Source organism: Bradyrhizobium sp. INPA03-11B (assembly GCF_040446015.1).
GTDB classification, from domain to species: Bacteria; Pseudomonadota; Alphaproteobacteria; order Rhizobiales; family Xanthobacteraceae; genus Bradyrhizobium; species Bradyrhizobium macuxiense_A.
On sequence record NZ_JASGSR010000005.1, the window covers coordinates 30,495 to 48,952 of the forward strand.

An 18,458-nucleotide genomic window follows, 5' to 3' on the forward strand; every position below is an offset into this window, starting at 1 on the left:
GAGGAGCGAAGCGACGAAGCAATCCATCTATCCGCGCGTTGAGATATGGATTGCTTCGCTTCGCTCGCAATGACGATCCCTACTTCGTCCCGTCCTTCGCGGCAGGCGTCGCGTCCTTCGCCGGCGGCACGTCGGCTTTCTTCTTCGTGTCATCGGTCAGCTTGACCTGCGCCGCCTGCAAATCGGTGACGAGCTTCTGCAAGGTCGCGAGCGAACTCTTCAGGCTGTCGATCTGCCGGTTGGCGGCGTCGAGCTTCTGCTGATGATCAGTCGTGAGCTTGCTGATCGTCTTCTGCAGGAAATCGACGTTGCTCTGCAGACAGCTCGTCCGCCGCTCCATCGTCTTCTCGACGGTGCAGATCTCGATGCCGGGAACGTCCTGCGCATGTGCTGTTCCGACGACGCCGAGCGCAAGCGGCACGAGCAGGACAAGAGCGAAACGAGCGATCATCGGCATCCCCATCAAACGCGTCATTCACAGTTTTGTGCTCGCGACGCTGAAAGCTGGGCAGACATACCACACTGAAACCGTATTCGAGCGGTGTGCTGCACGCATTACGGGGACTACTCGTGGGGACGGGGGCCTTCGGAACTTTGTTTGGTTCGACCCCTTTTGGCTCGACCTTGGGCAGTGGAGACAGATCGCATGGCAACGCGCGAAAAACGGCTGGCGCAATTCGATGGCAATGGCGAACCTTCGCCGGAACAACGCGTGGAAGTGCTTTGTGAGGATCACAGCGGAACGTATCAGCTGCCGTTCGCCTGCCGCTTCGTCGACGGCCAGTGGCGCAATGACACGACAGGTGGCGCGCTGGAAGCCAACGTCATCGCCTGGCGCAAGCCGCGCGAGAAGCAACCGGGCATGGCCTGAGCCGATCAGGCGCCGTTCTTGCGCATGGTCCTTCCGGGACCATGCGTGCTGTTTCAAAACGCGACGCGCACGCAGTGCGCTTTAAGATTTGGAACGCGGATGGAACGAACCGCGTCCGAATCACTGATTGAGCAGCGTACTCCGATGTTCACGGCTAGATGTGGTCAGCAACCCGAGCCGGCGCACCACATACAGAAGCATGACGATCGGCCGCAGCCAGCGGCCAACAACAAAGGTTAATTCCTCCGCAGACGACATTTGCGATCCCTCTCTGATCCTGCTTGGCGATCATTTCCACGGCGTGGTCGGCGGCACGGTCTCGGTCGCCGGCGGCACATCCACGGTCTTGAAATCGGCGGGGCTGACGATCTCGAGGTATTCCATGTCCTTCGAGTAATCGAACAGGTAGTGCGTGATGCCGGGCCGCTGGTGGATGACGTCGCCAGCTTCGACCAGCGTCTCCTTGTCCTCATACATGAAGCGCGCCCAGCCCTTGGTCATGATGACGATCTGGAAGTCGCACAGATGCTTGTGCCAGCCGGTGCCCTGCTCCGGCGGCATGTCGGGATTGGCCTTGACCAGATGGCAGATCACCTGCCCGCTGGTGGCATCGGCAATGCCAAGATCGCGATACAGGAAGAAGTCGCGCAGACCTCCGCCCTTGAACTCGGTGTCACCGGGTTTGACGTGGGAGAATTTGCTGACGACGGCGTGCTGGTTCATTTCAAGCCTCCACGGTTCTCGTGTTCGCGAGATCGCGGCGGGGCTCAGCGTCCAAATTTTCGGCAGCGTCGCATCGTCGCGGTCACAGCTCGATCATTGCTATGCGAAATCCTTGCCAGCCCGGCCACGCTGCGACGATCGGCCCCGCCACGCGCCGATATCGCGGCGGAAGCATTTGGCGTGAGGCGCATATTTGCGTTCGGCGCGCGCCGTGCTCGATCGCCCGCAGCGCCCGATCGCTGACGCGGACGGCACGACGTTTGAGCAAGGCTTGCCTGGAGCTTGAGCCGCCGACGCAGGCAGGCCGGGCGTGCGGGTTGCCTAATATTCGACCTCGAGCTCCTCGACGTCGGCAGGCTCCGCCTTCGCGGCCTCGATCCATTCCTGCATCTCGGGCATCGCCATGATGGTCCGGGCATAGGCCGCAAGAACAGGATCGAGCTTCACGTCATAGGTCATGAATCGGGTCACGACGGGCGCATACATCGCGTCCGCCATGGTGCGACGTTCGCCGAACAGGAACGGCCCGCCTGATTTACCGAGGCAATCGGCCCAGATGGTGCAGACACGGTCGATATCGGCCTGCGCCCGCGACCAGATCTTGAAGCCGGGAAAATGCCCCTTGAGGTTGACCGGTAGCGACGACCGCAGCGTGGCGAAGCCGGAATGGATTTCGCCCGAGATCGAGCGGCAATGCGCACGCTGGATCCGGTCCTCCGGCAACAGCCCGGCATTCGGCATGATCTCGTTGAGATACTCGCCGATTGCCAGCGTATCCCAGACCGTCGCGCCCTCATGGCGCAGGCAGGGCACCAGGATCGAGGACGACAGCAGCAGCAGTTCGGCCCGCGCCGAGGGGTCATCGGGCGCGGTGACCACCTCCTCGAACTCCAGCCCGGCGAATTTCGCCAGCAGCCAGCCGCGCAGCGACCAGGACGAATAGTTCTTGCTGCTGATGGTGAGTGTCGCCTTAGCCATATCGGTCCCTCACGCCTGAACGCGTCCTTGGCTCCCGGACCTGCGCGCGGGTCCAACCGCCGCGCCCCCGGGGAGCCGGTCATTTTCGCAGCAAGCCACGTGCCAATTTGCCGGGCAGGCCGCCCGCCTCTGGCCTCGATATTGCTTGGCAGACCGAGCCACCGGGTGGATGCGTATGATGTCAATGCTGTACCAGGCCTATCAGAACCAAATGGACCTCACCGCGCCGTGGCGGACCGGCGCCGCGGCGGCCTTGCGCTATCTCAATCTGGTGCCGCGGGGCACCTCCGACCGGACGTTCGGCCGGCTCGCCGCGGCGCTCGAGCTGATCTCGCGGTCCACCCTGACCTACGCCCGCCCCGACTACGCCATCGGCAGCGTGACCGTCGGCAACAGGGAATTGCAGGTGACCGAGGAGGTCGCCTACGCGACGCCGTTCGGCTCGCTGCTGCATTTCAGGAAGGTGGACGGGCCGCAGCAGCCGCGGCTGCTGCTGGTGGCGCCGATGTCCGGCCATTTCGCGACGCTGCTGCGCGGCACCGTGAAGACGCTGCTGCAGGACCACGACGTCTACATCACCGATTGGCACAATCCGCGCGACATCCCGCGCAGCAAGGGCCGCTTCGGGCTCGAAGACTACACCGACCATCTGATCGACTTCTTAGGCCAGCTCGGCCCGCGCGCGCATATGGTGGCGATCTGCCAGCCCTCGGTGTCGGCGCTGGCGGCGGCCGCGATCATGTCGGAGGACAATCATCCGGCGCGGCCGGCGTCGCTGACGCTGATGGCTGGGCCGATCGACACGCGGATCCAGCCGACCAAGGTGAACGAATTCGCCAAAAGCAAGCCGATCAAATGGTTCGAGGACAATCTGATCAACTACGTGCCGATGCAGTGCAAGGGCGCGTTGCGTCAGGTCTATCCCGGCTTCGTGCAGCTCACCGCGTTCGTGTCGATGAATCTGGAGCGCCACATCAAGCAACACATCGATCTCGCCACCCATCTCGCCAAGGGCGAGACCGACAAGGCCGAGGTGATCAAGACCTTCTATGACGAGTATTTCGCGGTGATGGACCTGCCGGCGGAGTTTTACATCGAGACCGTGCGCGACGTGTTCCAGGAACATCTGTTGCCGCAGGGCCTGCTGATGCATCGCGGCCGCCCGGTAAACCCGGCAACGATCCGGCGCATGGGCCTGATGACGGTGGAAGGCGAGAAGGACGACATCTGCTCGATCGGCCAGACGCTCGCCGCCCAGGACCTCTGCACCGGCGTGCGCACCTATCGCAAGGTGCACCACATGCAGGCTGGCGTCGGCCATTACGGCGTGTTTTCCGGCAAGCGCTGGAACAACGAGATCTACCCGCTGCTGCGCGATTTCGTGCATGTGAATTCGTGAGGGGATCCCGTAGCCCGGATGGAGCGCAGCGCAATCCGGGAAAGTGTTTCCGCTGAGAAGCCGGTCCCGGATTACGCTCCGCTTCATCCGGGCTACGAAATCTCACGTTCCCATTTGCTCTGTCTCTCCACCGTCATTGCGAGCCAACGGGTCGCGCGAACGCGCGCCCGATGACAGGCTCCGCGAAGCAATCCATCGCCCCACATACGCGGAGCCATGGATTGCTTCGTCGCTTCACTCCTCGCAATGACGAGTGGCGGCTAGCCACGCCTCTTCCCGAGCTATAGTCTCCCGGCCACGACGACCCCGCTTCCGAAGAATCGTCCAGGGAGAAACTCCATGCGCACCCCCACCGCCTTCCGTGCCCTCACGCTTGCCGTCATCGGCGCCCTCGCCTTCAGCTCAGCCGCATCCGCCGCCGAAGTCCATGTCATGATCTCCGGCGGGCTGACCGCGGCTTACAAGGCGCTGGTGCCGGAGTTCGAGCGCAAGACCGGGCACAAGGTGGTGACCGCCTTCGGACCGTCGATGGGCACGACCACGAACGCCATTCCAGTCCGGCTGGCGCGCGGCGAACCAGCCGACGTGCTGATCATGGTCGGCTATGCGCTGGGCGACCTGATCAAGCAGGGCAAGGTCGCGGCCGACAGCCGCGTCGACCTCGTGAAGTCGCCGATCGGCATCGCGGTCAAATCAGGTGCACAGAGGCCGGACATCAGCTCGGCCGACACCGTCAAGCAGGCGTTGCTGGCGGCGAAATCGGTCGCCTATTCCGACAGCGCCAGCGGCGTCTATGTCTCGACCGAGATGTTCGGCAAGCTCGGGATCGCCGATCAGATGAAGGACAAGGCGCGGATGATTCCGGCAACCCCGGTCGGCGAGATCGTTGCCAAGGGCGAGGCCGAGATCGGCCTGCAACAGATCTCGGAGCTCAAGCCGGTCGCCGGCATCGATATCGTCGGTCCGCTGCCGGAGCCGTTGCAGAAGATCACGGTGTTCTCCGCCGGGATCGCGTCGGTTTCCAAAGAGCCCGACGCCGGCAAGGCGCTGATCAGCTTCCTCGCCTCATCAGATGCCCGCGACGCGCTGGTCAAGAGCGGGCTGGATCCGATTGCGGGCGGCGCCACGCATTGAGCTCAGCCACCCAGCTCTCTCCCCGTCATCCTGAGGTGCGAGCGGAGCGAGCCTCGAAGGATGAATCGGCCACCAGCTGGGCCGTGCATCCTTCGAGACGCCGCTTCGCGGCTCCTCAGGATGACGGGGATAGATCAACGCAAATCGGACTCCCTACCGCAAATGATGCGCACCATACGCCAGCAGCAGCACCACGACGAGCGCCAGCAGCAGCGTGGTCGACTTCCAGAACAGCACCGGGTTGCGCTCGATCAGCGGGGTCGATGACGTCGTCAGGTACTTTGCGTTGGGATTGCGCAGGTCGAACAGGAACTCGGAAAAGCTGTCATAGCGCTTGAGCGGATTGACCTGCACGGCGCGCTCCAGGGTACCGTCGACCCAGCTCGGGATGCCGCGGCCGCGATGCGCAGCCGGGCGATAGACCAGCCGGTTGAAGTCGGAGCGGGTGCGGGCGCGTGCGATCTGCGCGCCGTAGGGCAAGCGGCCGGTCAGCATCTGATAGGTGACGACGCCGAGCGAAAACAGGTCGGAGCGCGCGGTGCCGCCATCGCCGAGGAAATACTCCGGCGCGGTGTATTGCTGGGTGCCCAGAATGTCCTCGGCGCCCGCCGGCGCCGCCTCGACAACGCCCGAGATCCGCGTCGAGCCGAAATCGATGATCTTCACCGTTCCGGTGGCGTCGATCATGATGTTGTCGGGCCTGACGTCCTGGTGCAGCATTTCCTTGCGATGAAAGGCGCGCAGCCCCTTTGCAATTTGCTCGGTGATGTCGCGCACCGTCTCGAGCGACGGCGCAGGATTGTCGATCATCCATTGTGTCAGGGTCTGGCCGTCGATGTATTCCATCGCGACGTAAAGGAAATTGCGCTTGCGTTGCGGCAGCCACGGCTTCAGCACATGCGGGCTGTCGATGCGCTTGGCGACCCACTCCTCCATCATGAAGCGCTTCAGATAGGCGCCATCGTCACGCAGGTCGATCGAAGGGATCTTGATCGTGACGGTAGTGCCGCTCTCCTCATCGACTGCGAGATAGATATGGCTGCGGTGCGATGCATGCAGCTCGCGCACGATACGGTAGCCATCGAACAGCATCCGTGCATCTAGCAACGGTGGCAATGGCAACTCGGCGGGCCGGCCGAACACCTCGCTGGCGTCGCCGTCAGGCAATTCGTCGATCCGGACGATCTGCGCGGTGAGATTGTCCGGGCTGCCGTTTTCAAAGGCCTGCTCGACGATCGACTTCGCTGTCGCATCGAGGTCGGCAGCGCCGTCCCTGATCGTCTTCGCCAGCTGCCGCGCCGCGACGTGCTCGTAGATGCCGTCGGTCACCAGCAGGAAGGTGTCGCCGCGCTCGAGCCGGAGATTCTGGTAGTCGATTTCGAGCTGCGGGTTCACGCCGAGCGCGCGGCCGAGATAGCTCTGCTGCGACGACAGCACGACGCGGTGGTCGTTGGTCAGTTGTTCGAGGCTGTTGCCGGCGACGCGGTAGATCCTGCTGTCGCCGACATGAAACAGATGCGCGGTGGTCGACCGGATCACCATGGCGCTCAGCGTGCAGACGTAGCCCTTGTCTTTGTCATAGGGGTTCTGGCTGCGCCGCGTCTGCGCGTGCAGCCAGGAATTGGTCGCCTCCAGCACGCGTTGCGCCGAGGTCTTCACCGACCAGGATTCCGAGGTGCAGTAATAGTCGGTCAGAAAGCTCTTGACCGCGGACTCGGCGGCCACGCGGCCGACGCTGCTCGAGGAGATGCCGTCGGCCAGCACCACGGCGATGCCCTTCAGGCCGAGCAGCGGCTCCTCGGGGATCAGGACGCCGTGGAAATCCTGATTGGTGTCCTTGCGGCCCTGATCAGAGAATTGCCCGACCGATATTGTCAGCGCGCGCGGCATCGACCGTCCCAAAGCGAATGGGGCTCTCCGTGACAGGAGAGCCCCATCTGCCGGCCGGGATCAAGCCGCGAGGCGCTGGCGCTTCGGCGCCGTTTTCACATGCGTGGTGTAGAGCGTCAGCCCGGTGAAGGCGAGACCGCCGGCGAGGTTGCCCAGGACGGTCGGGATCTCGTTCCAGATCAAATAGTCCATGATCGAGAACTTGGCATGGAGCATCAGTCCAGACGGGAACAGGAACATGTTCACCACCGAATGCTCGAACACCATGTAGAAGAACACCAGGATCGGCATCCACATCGCGATGACCTTGCCGGGCACCGTCGTCGAGATCATGGCGCCGACGACACCGGTCGAGACCATCCAGTTGCAGAGCATGCCGCGGATGAACAGCGTGGCCATGCCGGCCGCGCCATGCGCCGCGTAGCCCAGCGTTCGCGCCTCGCCAACGTTGCCGATGGTCATGCCGACCTTGTCGGGCTCCTGCGTGAAGCCGAAGGTCGTCACGAACGCCATCATGAACGCCACCGTGAGCGCGCCGGCGAAATTGCCGATGAAGACGAGGCCCCAGTTGCGCAGCACGCCGCCGAGCGTGACGCCGGGCCGCTTGTCGAGCAGTGCGAGCGGCGACAGCACGAACACGCCGGTCAAGAGGTCGAAGCCCAGCAGATAGAGCATCACGAAGCCGACCGGAAACAGCAGCGCGCCGACGATCGGCTGCCCCGTGTTGACATTGATCGTGACCGCGAACCAGGCTGCCAGTGCGAGGATCGCGCCGGCCATGTAGGCGCGGATCACGGTGTCGCGGGTCGACATGAAGATCTTGGATTCACCGGCGTCCACCATCTTGGTGACGAATTCGGACGGTGCGAGATAGGCCATTCGTAAATTCCCCTTGCGCAATTCGGCCGCGCCGGTTGCCTGCCGGAAGCGACGCGGGTTGGTTGAAATGCTCGTCCGTCGGGGAGATAGGGATGCAACGATTGCTCGAGGCGCCCGGGCCGGGCGCCTTGATCCCCTCACCTTGGCCAGCACTGGCCTGGGCGATCCGGAGGACGGCAGTCGTCATTGACTAGTGCAAGCAAAAGCAATGGGTGTGCCAACCGGCGACGGTGGCGGACGGCTTTAAAACCCTGTCAATACAATAGGTTAGACAGGCGGCACAGGAGCTGCCCGACGCGATGGCGCAGAATTATGCAGCATGCCCAGTTGTCGCCCAGACCGGGCGCGCCCATTCCATCCCCGTCATCCCCGCGCAAAGGCTTCGCCTTTGTCGCTGGAGGAGCGCGTAGCGCGCCTCGAAGGATGCACGGCCCGGGTGGTGGCCGTCGATCCTTCGAGGCTCGCAAGAGCTCGCACCTCAGGATGACGGGGCGAGAACGCGCGCTACTTCACCTCGGTCCGGACCGGCGAACCCTTCAGCCCGTTACTGTCATAGGCCTTGCGCAGCGTGCCGTTGGCGATCGCGTCGGTCATGAACTTGGTGGCGAACGCCGCGGCCAGCGGATGGTCGAGCGGCACCGCGACCGCGGTGACGGTCTGCTTGAAGGTCTCGTCCAGCACGCGCGTGCCCGGAATCTTCCTGGCCATCGCATTGAGTTGATCGCGCGACAATGCGAACGCGTCGATCTCGCCGCCCTTCAACAGATCGAAGATCTCGTCATAGGTCTGATAGCCCGTCACCTTGGCGCGCTTGAGATGCGCGATCGCGCCGCGCATCGTGGTGGTGGCGTTGACGGCGGCGACCTTGACGCCGTCCTGGTCCAGCGCGGCGAAACTCGCAATCGTCGAGCCCGGCTTGACGATGTAGGTCGCGTCGGCGACCTCGTAGATCGGCCCGAACGTCATCTTGGTCTCGCGCTCGGGATCCCTCGGCAGGAAGGTGACGTCCCAGGTGCTTTTCGCCGCGGCTTCGGTGATCTGGCCGGAGTTCTGATGCACGACGTATTCGACGGGAATGCCGAGCTGCGCCGCCATCTCGCGGCCGAGATCGACGGGAACGCCGGCATAGCCGTTCTCGGTCCGGGTCGACCAGAACGCGCCGCCCGCCGGGCTGATCGCAATCGCGACCCGGAGCTTTCCGGTCGGCGCGACCTGATCCTTCAAGGCGTCGGCATTGGCGGATGCGGCCATCACAATCACTCCCACAACGAGGCCGGCCAGACGCAGCAGTCGAGACAACATCGGGCATCCTCCACGCCGGGTCTTGCGCCCGGCGGCGCGCAACAAACCGCACGAGGCCGCCTGGCGCAAGCCGTGCTTCGCGCAAGGGAGCTATCCGTATCGGCCTATTTGACGCGGATGGTGATCTTTTCGGAGACGACCGGCGGGTTGAACGGATAGTGCTTGGCGTCGCCAAGCACCAGCTGCAAGGTATGCTTGCCGGGCACCAGATCGAGCTGCGTCTCCGTCTGGCCCGCTCCGAAGTGCAGATGAGACTTGTCCGACGGAATCGGCTCGTTCGGATTCAACGGCTCGTTCACGTCGACCAGGAGATGATGGTGGCCGCTGTTCGGGTAGTCGTCGCCGGCATGGGTGACGCCCATGTTGCGCAGCCCAAAGCGGCACACGAACGGCCCCTTGAGTGTCGCGCCGTTGCGCGGCCAGATGAAATACAGCTTGGTGTCCTTGCCGGCCGGTTTGTTCTGCGCGCTGGCCGGGCTCGCGAGCAATGCCAGTGCCGCAGCGATCATGATCAAGGATGCACCTCTCATAGCCCCTCCATGAAACCCGGGAATTGCAGATGATCGCTTAAGGAGACAGCGCAACCCGGAAGCCGTGGGTCGGATAGCGAACGTTGGTGTCGTAATTGTCGCGATTGGCCGGACGGACATAGCGCGCGTCATTCTTCCAGGAGCCGGACCGAATGACATGGGAGGCGCAGTCGCCTCCGGTCCAGACTGCGCCGTCGTCCGGCGCGCCCTGATAATTCCTGTGCCAGCAATCCTCGACCCACTGATCGACCCCGCCACCCATGTCGTAGAGACCGAACGGATTAGGCTTGAAGCTGCCGACCTTCACCGGTTGTTCGGCTGTACTGTCGCCGCCGCAATCCTTGCAGCCGGCGTGGCCCGGCTGCATCTGATCGCCCCACCAGTATTTCGATTGCGCTCCGCCACGCGCCGCGTACTCCCATTCGGCTTCGCTCGGAAGCCGGTAGGGCTTCTTGCTGCGCTCGGCGAGCCAGGTGACATATTGCCTCGCGTCGCTCCAGCTCACATTGGTAACCGGAACGTCGTCCTTGCCGCTGGCCGTGAAGCTGCACGCCTTGGCCGCCGCGCAGGCATTCCATTCCCGCACGGTGACCGGGTATTTGCCCATGGCGAACGGCTTGACCGCCACCCTGCGGATCGGCCGCTCCGACGGGTCGTCATTGCTTCCCATCGAGAAGCTGCCGCCCTTGAGCGACACCATCTCGGGGTCCGGCACGTCCGGGGCCGGGCTCGCGGCAGGCGCCGGTTGCGGCGACGCCTGCTGTGTCGGTGCCGCCGGGACCGGACTTGAACTTTGGCTTGGCACTGGCGCCGGCTGCTGCACGGCAGGCGACGTCGCCGGCGACGGAGGCGCCTGTGCCAATTCGGCCAGCTTGCTGCGCGGTTGCGCGAGCAGGTACCACAACACGCCGCCGGCAATGATCGTGATCGCCAGACCAAGCAGCGTGAGCAGGATGGACTCCCGCCGCCTGCGCGTCCTCTGGTACGCAGCCGCATCCGGCAGCACGCGATACACCCGGATCGGATCGGTGATGTTCTTCACCTTCTTGTCGCCGAGCGATTCGTAGCCGCAGACCATCTTGTGCTTGATCTGCTCGTAGATGCCGCCTGAGATGAAGACATCACCCGGCGCTGCAATCCCCTCCAGGCGCGAGGCCACGTTGACGCCGTCGCCATAGACGTCGTCGGGCTCGATGATGACGTCGCCGAGATTGACGCCGATCCGGTACTCGATCCAGTGATCCCTGGCGATCGCCGCGTTGCGGCCGATCATGTTCTGCTGGATCACGATGCTGCACCGGACCGCCTCGACCGGACTGTCGAACATCGCGATGAAGCCGTCGCCGGTGGTCTTGACCAGCTTGCCATGGTGCTCGGCAATGGTGGGCTCGATGAGATCACGCTCGGTCCGCTTGACGCGCGTATGCGTGCCCTCTTCGTCAAGCTGCATCAGCCGGCTATAGCCGGCGATGTCGCCGACAACGATCGCCGCGAGCCGCCGCGGCATTGCATCGCCGGGCGGTGGCTTGCCCGGCTTGCCGGATTTGAAGTCGCGAATTTCGCCCATGGCTTCGGCCGCTCCACAAACCACAAATGGCAGTGATCGGCGCAACCGGCGCCTCGGCCCTCGGGCCCGTATGGAGCGTATCACACCACCCGGTCCGGACAAAGTTTGCGACGCAATTGTGCGGTGCGCGAAAAGCCCATCCGCTCGTGGCGGATGGGCGCTATGGCTTGTTTCAGCTCGAGTTACTGCGGCAAACCGTCAGCAGGTCAACCCGCCTGCGCAGCGGGTGTCCGGATCTCGCGCGGCAGGATGATCGCGGCTGCGATGGCCAAAAGGCACAGCGCAGCGAACGCGCGCAGCATCATCGAGAAGCCGCCCTGGTCGTACAGCCAGGCCACCAGGCCGACGGAGGCGCCCGCCGCGGTGAAGCCGACGAAATAGCGCACCGCATAGGCGCGCGAGCGCCATTCCTCGGTCGTGTACTTGCCGACCATGGCGTCGTTCACCGTCACCTGGCCGAACGCGCCCATCACGATGCCGATCGAGACCACGATCAGCGGCAGATTGGACAGGCTTGCCGCCAGATAGAGGAACGGCGCCAGCAGGAACGACAGCGGCAGCGCCACCGTCTTCAGCGAATACCGGTCGAGCAGCTTGCCGATCGTGTACTGCGTCATGGCGCCGAACACATAGACCCCGGCCGCGATCACGCCGAGCAGCGCCGGGCTCTTGGTCAGATCGGCGAGCCGTTCGGCGAACAGTTTTGGCAGCGCCACCGTCACCGCATTGAACGTGGTCGAGATCGCGATCACCACGATCAAGAGCGACAGCACCACGCGCCACATGTCTTCCTTGGCGACCCGCACCTGCGCCGCGGCCTGCTTGGAGCCCTTGCGGTCCTCATGCACGACAGTCATCGCAAACGCGATGCCGATCAGCACGGTGACGGTGCCGGGCACGATGAAGGCCCAGCGCCAGCCGAGATACTGGCCGATCACGCCGGTGACCAGCGCCGAGGAGGCGACGCCGAGATTGCCCCAGACGCCGTTGATCCCCATCTGGGCGCCGAGCTTCTCGGCATAGGACACGATCATCGCGGTGCCGACCGGATGGTAGATCGAGGCAAAGACGCCGATCGAAAGCAGCGCCGCGCCGAGTTGCAGCGGCGTCTGCACGAAGCCGACCGAGATCATCGACGCCCCGATGCCGACGAAGAAGATCACCATCATGTGGCGGCGGCTCCAGCGATCGCCGAGCCAGCCGGTGATCAGCGAGCCGGCGCCGAACGCGATGAAGCCGGGCGTCGCATAGGGCAAGAGTTCCGAATAGGCCATGCCGAGCGCCGGACCCATGATGATGACGGCGGCGGCGAAGATCAGCATCGCATAGTGATCGATGAAATGGGCGGCGTTGACGAAGCTGATCACTCGGCTCGGACTGTTCATGGGCACGTCTCTCACGCGATTCTTCAATTACTCGGAAATAGGTTATAGGTGCTTGTCCTGACGGGATGTCGCCAATGACTATCGCTGAGCCGCCAATCAGAGCCCTCCACAAGGACCGGCGCGTCACCGGTGACGGCGTGCACATGGTCGCGCGCAGCTACCAGAAGGGCGTCCGCCTCGAGCCGCACATGCACCGCGAGGCGCAGCTGGTTTATGCCGCCAGCGGCACCATGCAGGTGACGACGCCGAAGGGCCGCTGGCTGGTGCCGCCGGACCGCGCGGTGTGGGTCCCTGCCCTGCTGCCCCACGCGATCGACGTGCTCGCCGACATCGAGATGCGCACGCTGTATTTCGACCAGGCCTGGCTCGCCCGCGAGAAGCGCAGCGACAGCCTCGACCACGAATTCGTGGTGCGGGTGTCGCCGCTGGTGCACCAGGCAATCCTCGCTCTATTCGACGCGTCATGCGGACGCGAGCGCACCCAGTTGCTGATCAGGCTGGTGATGCTGGAGCTGCACCAGGCCGAGGACTCCGCGACCTTCATCCCGCTGCCGCAGGAGCCGCGCTGCCGTCGCGCCGCCGACATCGTGCTGGCCGATCCGACCAGGGACCACGAGATCGACGCTTTGGCGCGCACGGTCGGCACCTCGGCGCGGACGCTGTCGCGGCTGTTCGCGGCGGAGACGCAACTCTCCTTCAAGAGCTGGTGCCAGCGCGCCCGCATCGCGGCCGCGATCGAGCGCCTGTCGACCGGCGCCAACGTCTCGGTCAAGCAGGTCGCCTCCGACCTCGGCTATGCCAGCGTGCCGGCATTTTCCCACGCGTTCCGCCAGGTTACCGGCAAGACACCGACCTCATTCGCGGAGAAAACGTGAACGGGGTTTGTCACCGGGCGCGGCGATGACGAATTATACCGCTGTCGCGCTGCGACATATTTCCGTACGATCCATGCGCTTGATTGCATTCCTGCCGACCTTAAATCCCGTGTAAGGTCCGGCTTCACTGGATACGACCCGCTGGATACGACCTGTAAATGGCCAACGCTTTCTTCTCCGATCTGCTCTCGACGATCTCCGAACGCGGCCGCGTCCTGCTCGGCCGCGCCAGCCCGGCCGATGACAAGCAGGATGCGTCCGAGCTGCTGGAATTGTGCGAGGCGCTGCTGTCCGGCCGGGGCGAGGCCTCCGGCACCGCGATGGCGCGCGAAGTGCTCGACCGCTACCACCACCTCGACGCCGCCGGCCGCCTGTCGTTCTTCCAGACGCTGGCCCGCGATTTCGGTCCCGATCACGCCAAGCTGACCCAGGCGATCGAGAGCTGGCGCGCCAAGGCCAATGGCGACGACGCCAGCGACCTGCATTTCGCCTCCGAGCCGCGCCGCCAGGAACTGATCCGCCGGCTCAACCGCGCGCCGGGCGGCACCGGCGAGCTGGTGTCGATCCGCTCGGATCTGCTTTCACTGATGAAGGGCAACAAGGATCTCGCCGCGCTCGATCGCGACGTGGTGCACCTGCTCTCGTCCTGGTTCAACAGGGGATTCCTCGTGCTGCGCAGGATAGACTGGTCGTCGCCGGCCAATATTCTGGAGAAGATCATCCGCTATGAGGCGGTGCATGAGATCCGCGACTGGGACGACCTGCGCCGCCGCATCGATCCGATCGATCGCCGCTGTTACGCATTCTTCCACCCGGCGCTGGCCGACGAGCCCTTGATCTTCGTCGAGGTTGCGCTGACCGAAGCGATTCCGGGGGCGATCGCGCCGCTGCTGGCGGAAGAGCGCGAGCCGGTGCCGGTCGAGAAGGCCCGCACCGCTGTGTTCTATTCGATCTCCAACACCCAGCGCGGCCTCGGCGGCATCTCGTTCGGCAGCTTCCTGATCAAGCAGGTGGTCGAGGAACTGCGCCGCGAATTGCCGAAGCTCGACAATTTCGTGACGCTGTCGCCGGTGCCGGGCTTCATGCAATGGGTCAAGCAGGCCGATGACGTGCCGCTGACCGACGAGGACCGCCAGCTGCTGGAGAGCCTCGGCAAGCCCGACTGGCCCGAGAACGCCGAGCTCGCCACGCAATTGCGCGCCGTGCTGGAGCCGCTCGCCGCCTATTACTTCCTGAAGGCGCGCACGCCGAAGGGCCGACTGATCGATTCGGTGGCGCGTTTCCATCTCGGCAATGGCGCGCGGCTGGAGCGGATCAACTGGCTCGGCGACCTCTCGCCCAAGGGCCTGCGCGAATCCGCCGGCGTCATGGTCAACTACCTCTACCGCCTCGACGACATCGAGAAGAACCACGAGGCCTATGCCAACAATGGCGAGGTGATCGCCTCGAGCGCGGTGAAGAAGCTGCTGAAGGGCGAAGGCCGGCGGCTGTTGGACATGCGGCTGTCGTAGTAGGCCACTGCTCACTCCCTGTCATTGCGAGCGAAGCGAAGCAATCCATAGTCCCACAGCGGAAGTATGGATTGCTTCGTCGCTTCGCTCCTCGCAATGACGAGCTCCTAGAGCTTCGCTCACACGGTCAGCCGCACCGTGCGCGCGTGCCCTCACGCCGTTGCGGATCGCGGCCGCAGTCCTGCCGGCAGATGCGCTTCGAGCCAGACGGCGATCGCACGCTCGTTGCGATGGTAGAGCAGGCCCGCGGCGATCACCGCAATTCCGATCAGCGACAGCGAGAACGGAAACCACAGCGAGTCCTTGAACACGACGTCGGCGAGATGGCCGAGGTAGAGGCAGATGCCGAACGCGCCGAACACCGCATAGGCACGCCGCATCAAGATCACCGCGATCACGATGAGGCCGACATTGAGCAGGCAGTAGATCGCTTTGCCCAGTTCGGTTGAACTTGAGGACGCGGTGATTCCGCCCCAGAACGCCATCAGACCGAACAGATGCAGCCAGAACGCAAAGTCGCGGTTGCTGCTGCGATAGTCCACGATCCAGGCCACCGCGAGGACAGCCAATCCGAACCACACCGACACACGGCGCTGCGTCTCGAAGTCGGCATGGGCCGTGCCGCTGAACCACGGCGCCAGGTCCATCGACATGAACCACAGCGCGAATGCGATGATCGCGACGATGAAGGCGAAGCGGAAGTAGCGCAGCGCGACGACGCCGGCGGCAACCGTCGCGAGCTCCATGAAGATCCAGCTGCCCTTCACCCAGACGTAGAAGTCCTGCACGGTTCCGGGCTTGCCGAACTTGCCCCACCAGCCGAGCTCGTCCTGGATGCCATAGACCGCAAGCGGCGCCATCGAGACCGCGATCGCGATCAATAGGCCGCCTGGAACCCGCAGATTCCTGCCGTACCAGAGATGGTGACCGGCCACGCCGAAAGCGGTGGCGTAGGCGATTGCGCAGGCCGTGAGCGCCCGGCCGCCCATCTGGGTGAACGCCAGGGTCGAGAACAGACCCATGGCGCCGATCACGATCAGCGCGCCGGCGTACCAGAGCACATGGGCGGCATCGAACCTGGCGGCCGCCGGGCTGGCGTCGCCCTGCCCTTCATGGCTGACAAGGAAGGCGAGCAGCCGGTCCAGATCAGCCGCGCTTATCACCCCGGCATCGGCAGCTTCCCGGAGACTCTTCGCTGAATATGGCATGCGGCGATCCTCATGGTCCGGTTCTGGCGCCTGCCCAATCTCGGACAAGGCGCCTCTCCAGCATGAGTATATCGGAACGTGAGCGACGTTCAATATTTTATTGAGCGTTGCTCAAATTATTCTGCAAGCGGACCGGAGCCTGCCGGGCTGACCGGATGGGCGCTGGCTAATCGGCCAGCGCCTTCATTTCCTTGTAGAGATCCGACTTGCCCTCGAAGCCGATGCCCGGGAGGTCGGGCATGACGATGTGGCCACCCTCGACGCGGACGCCGTCCGGGAAGCCGCCATAGGGCTGGAACAGGTCGGGGTAGCTTTCATTGCCGCCGAGGCCAAGGCCGGCCGCAATGTTGAGCGACATCTGGTGGCCGCCATGCGGGATGCAGCGGCTCGGCGACCAGCCGTGGGTCTTCAGCACCTCGAGCGTGCGCTGATACTCGCTGAGCCCGTAGGACAGCGCGCAGTCGAATTGCAGCCAGTCGCGGTCCGGCCGCATGCCGCCATAGCGGATCAGGTTCCGCGCATCCTGGTGGCTGAACAGGTTCTCGCCGGTCGCCATCGCGCCGGGATAGAATTCAGCCAGCGCGGCCTGCAACGCATAATCGAGCGGATCGCCGGCCTCCTCGTACCAGAACAGCGGATACTCCCGCAGCATCTTGGCGTAGGCGATCGCGGTCTCCAGATCGAAGCGGCCATTGGCGTCGACTGCAAGCCGCGCGTCGCTGCCGATCTCCTTGAGCACCGCCTCGATGCGCTCGCGATCCTCGGCGAGCGGCGCGCCGCCGATCTTCATCTTCACGACGTTGTAGCCGCGGTCGAGATAGCCGCGCATCTCCTTGCGCAGCGCGCCGAGATCCTTGCCCGGATAATAATAGCCGCCGGCGGCGTAGACGAACACGCGCGGATTGGCGCTCACACCGTGGCGCTCGGCAAGCAGCCGGAACAGCGGCTTGCCCGCGATCTTCGCCACCGCGTCCCACACTGCCATGTCGATTGTGCCGACCGCGACCGAACGCTCGCCGTGCCCGCCCGGCTTCTCGTTCGACATCAGCCTCGACCAGACCTTGTCCGGATCGAGATTGTCGCCGGTGGCATCGAGCAACGCTTTCGGATCGGCTTCCTTAAGCCGCGGCGCAAAGCGCTCGCGGATCAGACCGCCCTGCCCGTAACGGCCGTTGGAATTGAAGCCGTAACCGACCACCCGCTTGCCGTCGCGCACCACATCGGTGACCACGGCAACCAGGCTCGAGGTCATCTTGGTGAAGTCGATATAGGCGTTGCGAATCGGCGAGGAGATCGGTTTCGTCACCTCGCGGACGTCGACGATGCGGACGGACATGCTTGCGCCTTCAAAGTTGGACTTGCCGCCTCCTCATCGTCATTGCGAGGAGCGAAGCGACGAAGCAATCCACGTTTCAGCTTGCGGCGCGATGGATTGCTTCGCTGCGCTCGCAATGACGGCGGTGGAGTCTGCTCAGGACTTCGCCTTGTCCCGGAAATACGGCTCGACCGGCCCATGCACCTTGATGGTCAGCGGATTGCCGTAACGGTCCTTGGCATTGCCGGCGGTGACCCGCACCCAGCCTTCGCTGATGCAGTACTCCTCGACATTGGTCTTCTCGGCGCCCTTGAAGCGGATGCCGACATCACGGGCGAGAATCTCCGCGTTGTAATACGGGCTGTTCGGATCGACCGAGAGGCGGTCGGGGAATTGGTCGTTGGTGTCGTCGCTCATAGCAGCGCCTCGATTTCCTTCTTCAATCCTTCGGGCCGGGCGGTCGGCGCATGCCGCGCCACGACCTTGCCGGCGCGATCGACCAGAAACTTGGTGAAGTTCCATTTGATCGCCGGCCCGAGCAGGCCCGACTTCTCACGTTTCAGGTGTTCGTACAATGGATGCGCACCTGAGCCATTGACGTCGATCTTGGCGAACATCGGAAACGTCACGGCGTAGTTGGTCTCGCAGAAGGTGGCGATCTGCGCCGCCGTCCCCGGCTCCTGTGCACCGAACTGGTTGCAGGGGAAGCCGAGCACGGCAAAGCCGCGCGACGAGAGCCCGGCGTGCAGCTCCTGCAGGCCCTTGTATTGCGGCGTGAACCCGCAGGCGCTCGCCGTGTTCACGATCAAGAGCACTTGCCCCTCGAACTGCCGCAACGGCATGTCCTCGCCGGCGAGCGACTTGGCGGTGAAATCGTAGACGGTCGCCATC

The 18,458-nt window shown here is 64.2% G+C and carries 18 protein-coding genes; 5 read left to right on the plus strand and 13 right to left on the minus strand.

The features are described from left to right. Positions 1–79: 79 nt before the first annotated feature. Positions 80–451: a hypothetical protein gene (locus tag QMZ05_RS03155; RefSeq protein ID WP_353699443.1), complete on the minus strand. Its 372-nt coding sequence runs from the start codon at positions 449–451 to the stop codon at positions 80–82. Positions 452–646: 195 nt separating this feature from the next. Here QMZ05_RS03155 and QMZ05_RS03160 point away from each other — a divergent pair, with 195 nt between their 5' ends. Then, a complete protein-coding gene (locus tag QMZ05_RS03160) occupies positions 647–871 on the plus strand; it encodes a hypothetical protein (RefSeq protein ID WP_050629985.1) in 225 nt (74 codons plus the stop codon). Between the two features lie 288 nt (positions 872–1,159). On the opposite strand, the gene QMZ05_RS03165 is transcribed toward QMZ05_RS03160, so the two are convergent. Continuing rightward, positions 1,160–1,594, minus strand: a complete 435-nt coding sequence (locus QMZ05_RS03165) for a cupin domain-containing protein (RefSeq protein WP_353699444.1) — start codon at positions 1,592–1,594, stop codon at positions 1,160–1,162. A 321-nt stretch (positions 1,595–1,915) separates the two neighbouring features. Continuing rightward, positions 1,916–2,572 carry a glutathione S-transferase gene (locus tag QMZ05_RS03170; protein ID WP_353699445.1) on the minus strand — a complete coding sequence of 219 codons (657 nt, stop codon included), beginning with the start codon at positions 2,570–2,572 and terminating at the stop codon, positions 1,916–1,918. Between the two features lie 175 nt (positions 2,573–2,747). Between QMZ05_RS03170 and phaZ the strand changes: the two genes are divergently transcribed. Next, entirely contained in the window at positions 2,748–3,971 is a 1,224-nt protein-coding gene (gene phaZ / locus QMZ05_RS03175) for a polyhydroxyalkanoate depolymerase (RefSeq protein ID WP_353699446.1), read from the plus strand. 339 nt (positions 3,972–4,310) lie between these two features. Continuing rightward, entirely contained in the window at positions 4,311–5,105 is a 795-nt protein-coding gene (locus tag QMZ05_RS03180; protein WP_353699447.1) for a substrate-binding domain-containing protein, read from the plus strand. 153 nt (positions 5,106–5,258) lie between these two features. On the opposite strand, the gene QMZ05_RS03185 is transcribed toward QMZ05_RS03180, so the two are convergent. From QMZ05_RS03185 to QMZ05_RS03210, 6 genes are all read right to left on the minus strand, one after another. Next, on the minus strand, positions 5,259–6,995 hold the full coding sequence (locus tag QMZ05_RS03185) for a bifunctional protein-serine/threonine kinase/phosphatase (protein WP_353699448.1): 1,737 nt from the start codon (positions 6,993–6,995) through the stop codon (positions 5,259–5,261). Positions 6,996–7,055: 60 nt separating this feature from the next. After that, entirely contained in the window at positions 7,056–7,874 is an 819-nt protein-coding gene (locus QMZ05_RS03190) for a formate/nitrite transporter family protein (protein WP_050629990.1), read from the minus strand. Positions 7,875–8,378: 504 nt separating this feature from the next. Next, positions 8,379–9,125, minus strand: a complete 747-nt coding sequence (locus tag QMZ05_RS03195; protein ID WP_353699516.1) for a transporter substrate-binding domain-containing protein — start codon at positions 9,123–9,125, stop codon at positions 8,379–8,381. Positions 9,126–9,280: 155 nt separating this feature from the next. Next, positions 9,281–9,706, minus strand: coding sequence for a DUF4399 domain-containing protein (locus QMZ05_RS03200; RefSeq protein WP_353699449.1), 426 nt, complete (start codon positions 9,704–9,706; stop codon positions 9,281–9,283). A 37-nt stretch (positions 9,707–9,743) separates the two neighbouring features. Beyond that, complete coding sequence (locus tag QMZ05_RS03205; RefSeq protein ID WP_353699450.1) at positions 9,744–11,273, minus strand: SUMF1/EgtB/PvdO family nonheme iron enzyme; 1,530 nt, start codon at positions 11,271–11,273, stop codon at positions 9,744–9,746. 206 nt (positions 11,274–11,479) lie between these two features. After that, on the minus strand, positions 11,480–12,658 hold the full coding sequence (locus tag QMZ05_RS03210) for an MFS transporter (RefSeq protein ID WP_353699451.1): 1,179 nt from the start codon (positions 12,656–12,658) through the stop codon (positions 11,480–11,482). Between the two features lie 74 nt (positions 12,659–12,732). Between QMZ05_RS03210 and QMZ05_RS03215 the strand changes: the two genes are divergently transcribed. Both QMZ05_RS03215 and QMZ05_RS03220 read left to right on the plus strand, forming a co-directional pair. Next, positions 12,733–13,533, plus strand: coding sequence for a helix-turn-helix transcriptional regulator (locus QMZ05_RS03215; RefSeq protein WP_353699452.1), 801 nt, complete (start codon positions 12,733–12,735; stop codon positions 13,531–13,533). Positions 13,534–13,691: 158 nt separating this feature from the next. After that, the gene (locus tag QMZ05_RS03220; protein WP_353699453.1) at positions 13,692–15,044 is read left to right on the plus strand and encodes a malonyl-CoA decarboxylase; all 1,353 of its coding nucleotides are present in this window, start codon (positions 13,692–13,694) and stop codon (positions 15,042–15,044) included. A gap of 152 nt (positions 15,045–15,196) precedes the next feature. Here QMZ05_RS03220 and QMZ05_RS03225 read toward each other — a convergent pair whose 3' ends face one another. The 4 genes from QMZ05_RS03225 to QMZ05_RS03240 form a co-directional block, all read right to left on the minus strand. After that, the gene (locus QMZ05_RS03225) at positions 15,197–16,252 is read right to left on the minus strand and encodes a hypothetical protein (protein ID WP_353699454.1); all 1,056 of its coding nucleotides are present in this window, start codon (positions 16,250–16,252) and stop codon (positions 15,197–15,199) included. Positions 16,253–16,418: 166 nt separating this feature from the next. Continuing rightward, a complete protein-coding gene (locus tag QMZ05_RS03230; RefSeq protein WP_353699455.1) occupies positions 16,419–17,588 on the minus strand; it encodes a mandelate racemase/muconate lactonizing enzyme family protein in 1,170 nt (389 codons plus the stop codon). A 135-nt stretch (positions 17,589–17,723) separates the two neighbouring features. Continuing rightward, the gene (locus tag QMZ05_RS03235; RefSeq protein WP_050422511.1) at positions 17,724–17,984 is read right to left on the minus strand and encodes a DUF3297 family protein; all 261 of its coding nucleotides are present in this window, start codon (positions 17,982–17,984) and stop codon (positions 17,724–17,726) included. Then, the gene (locus QMZ05_RS03240; protein WP_353699456.1) at positions 17,981–18,457 is read right to left on the minus strand and encodes a glutathione peroxidase; all 477 of its coding nucleotides are present in this window, start codon (positions 18,455–18,457) and stop codon (positions 17,981–17,983) included. Before QMZ05_RS03240 ends, QMZ05_RS03235 begins: the two co-directional genes overlap by 4 nt. Between the last annotated feature and the right edge of the window lies 1 nt (position 18,458).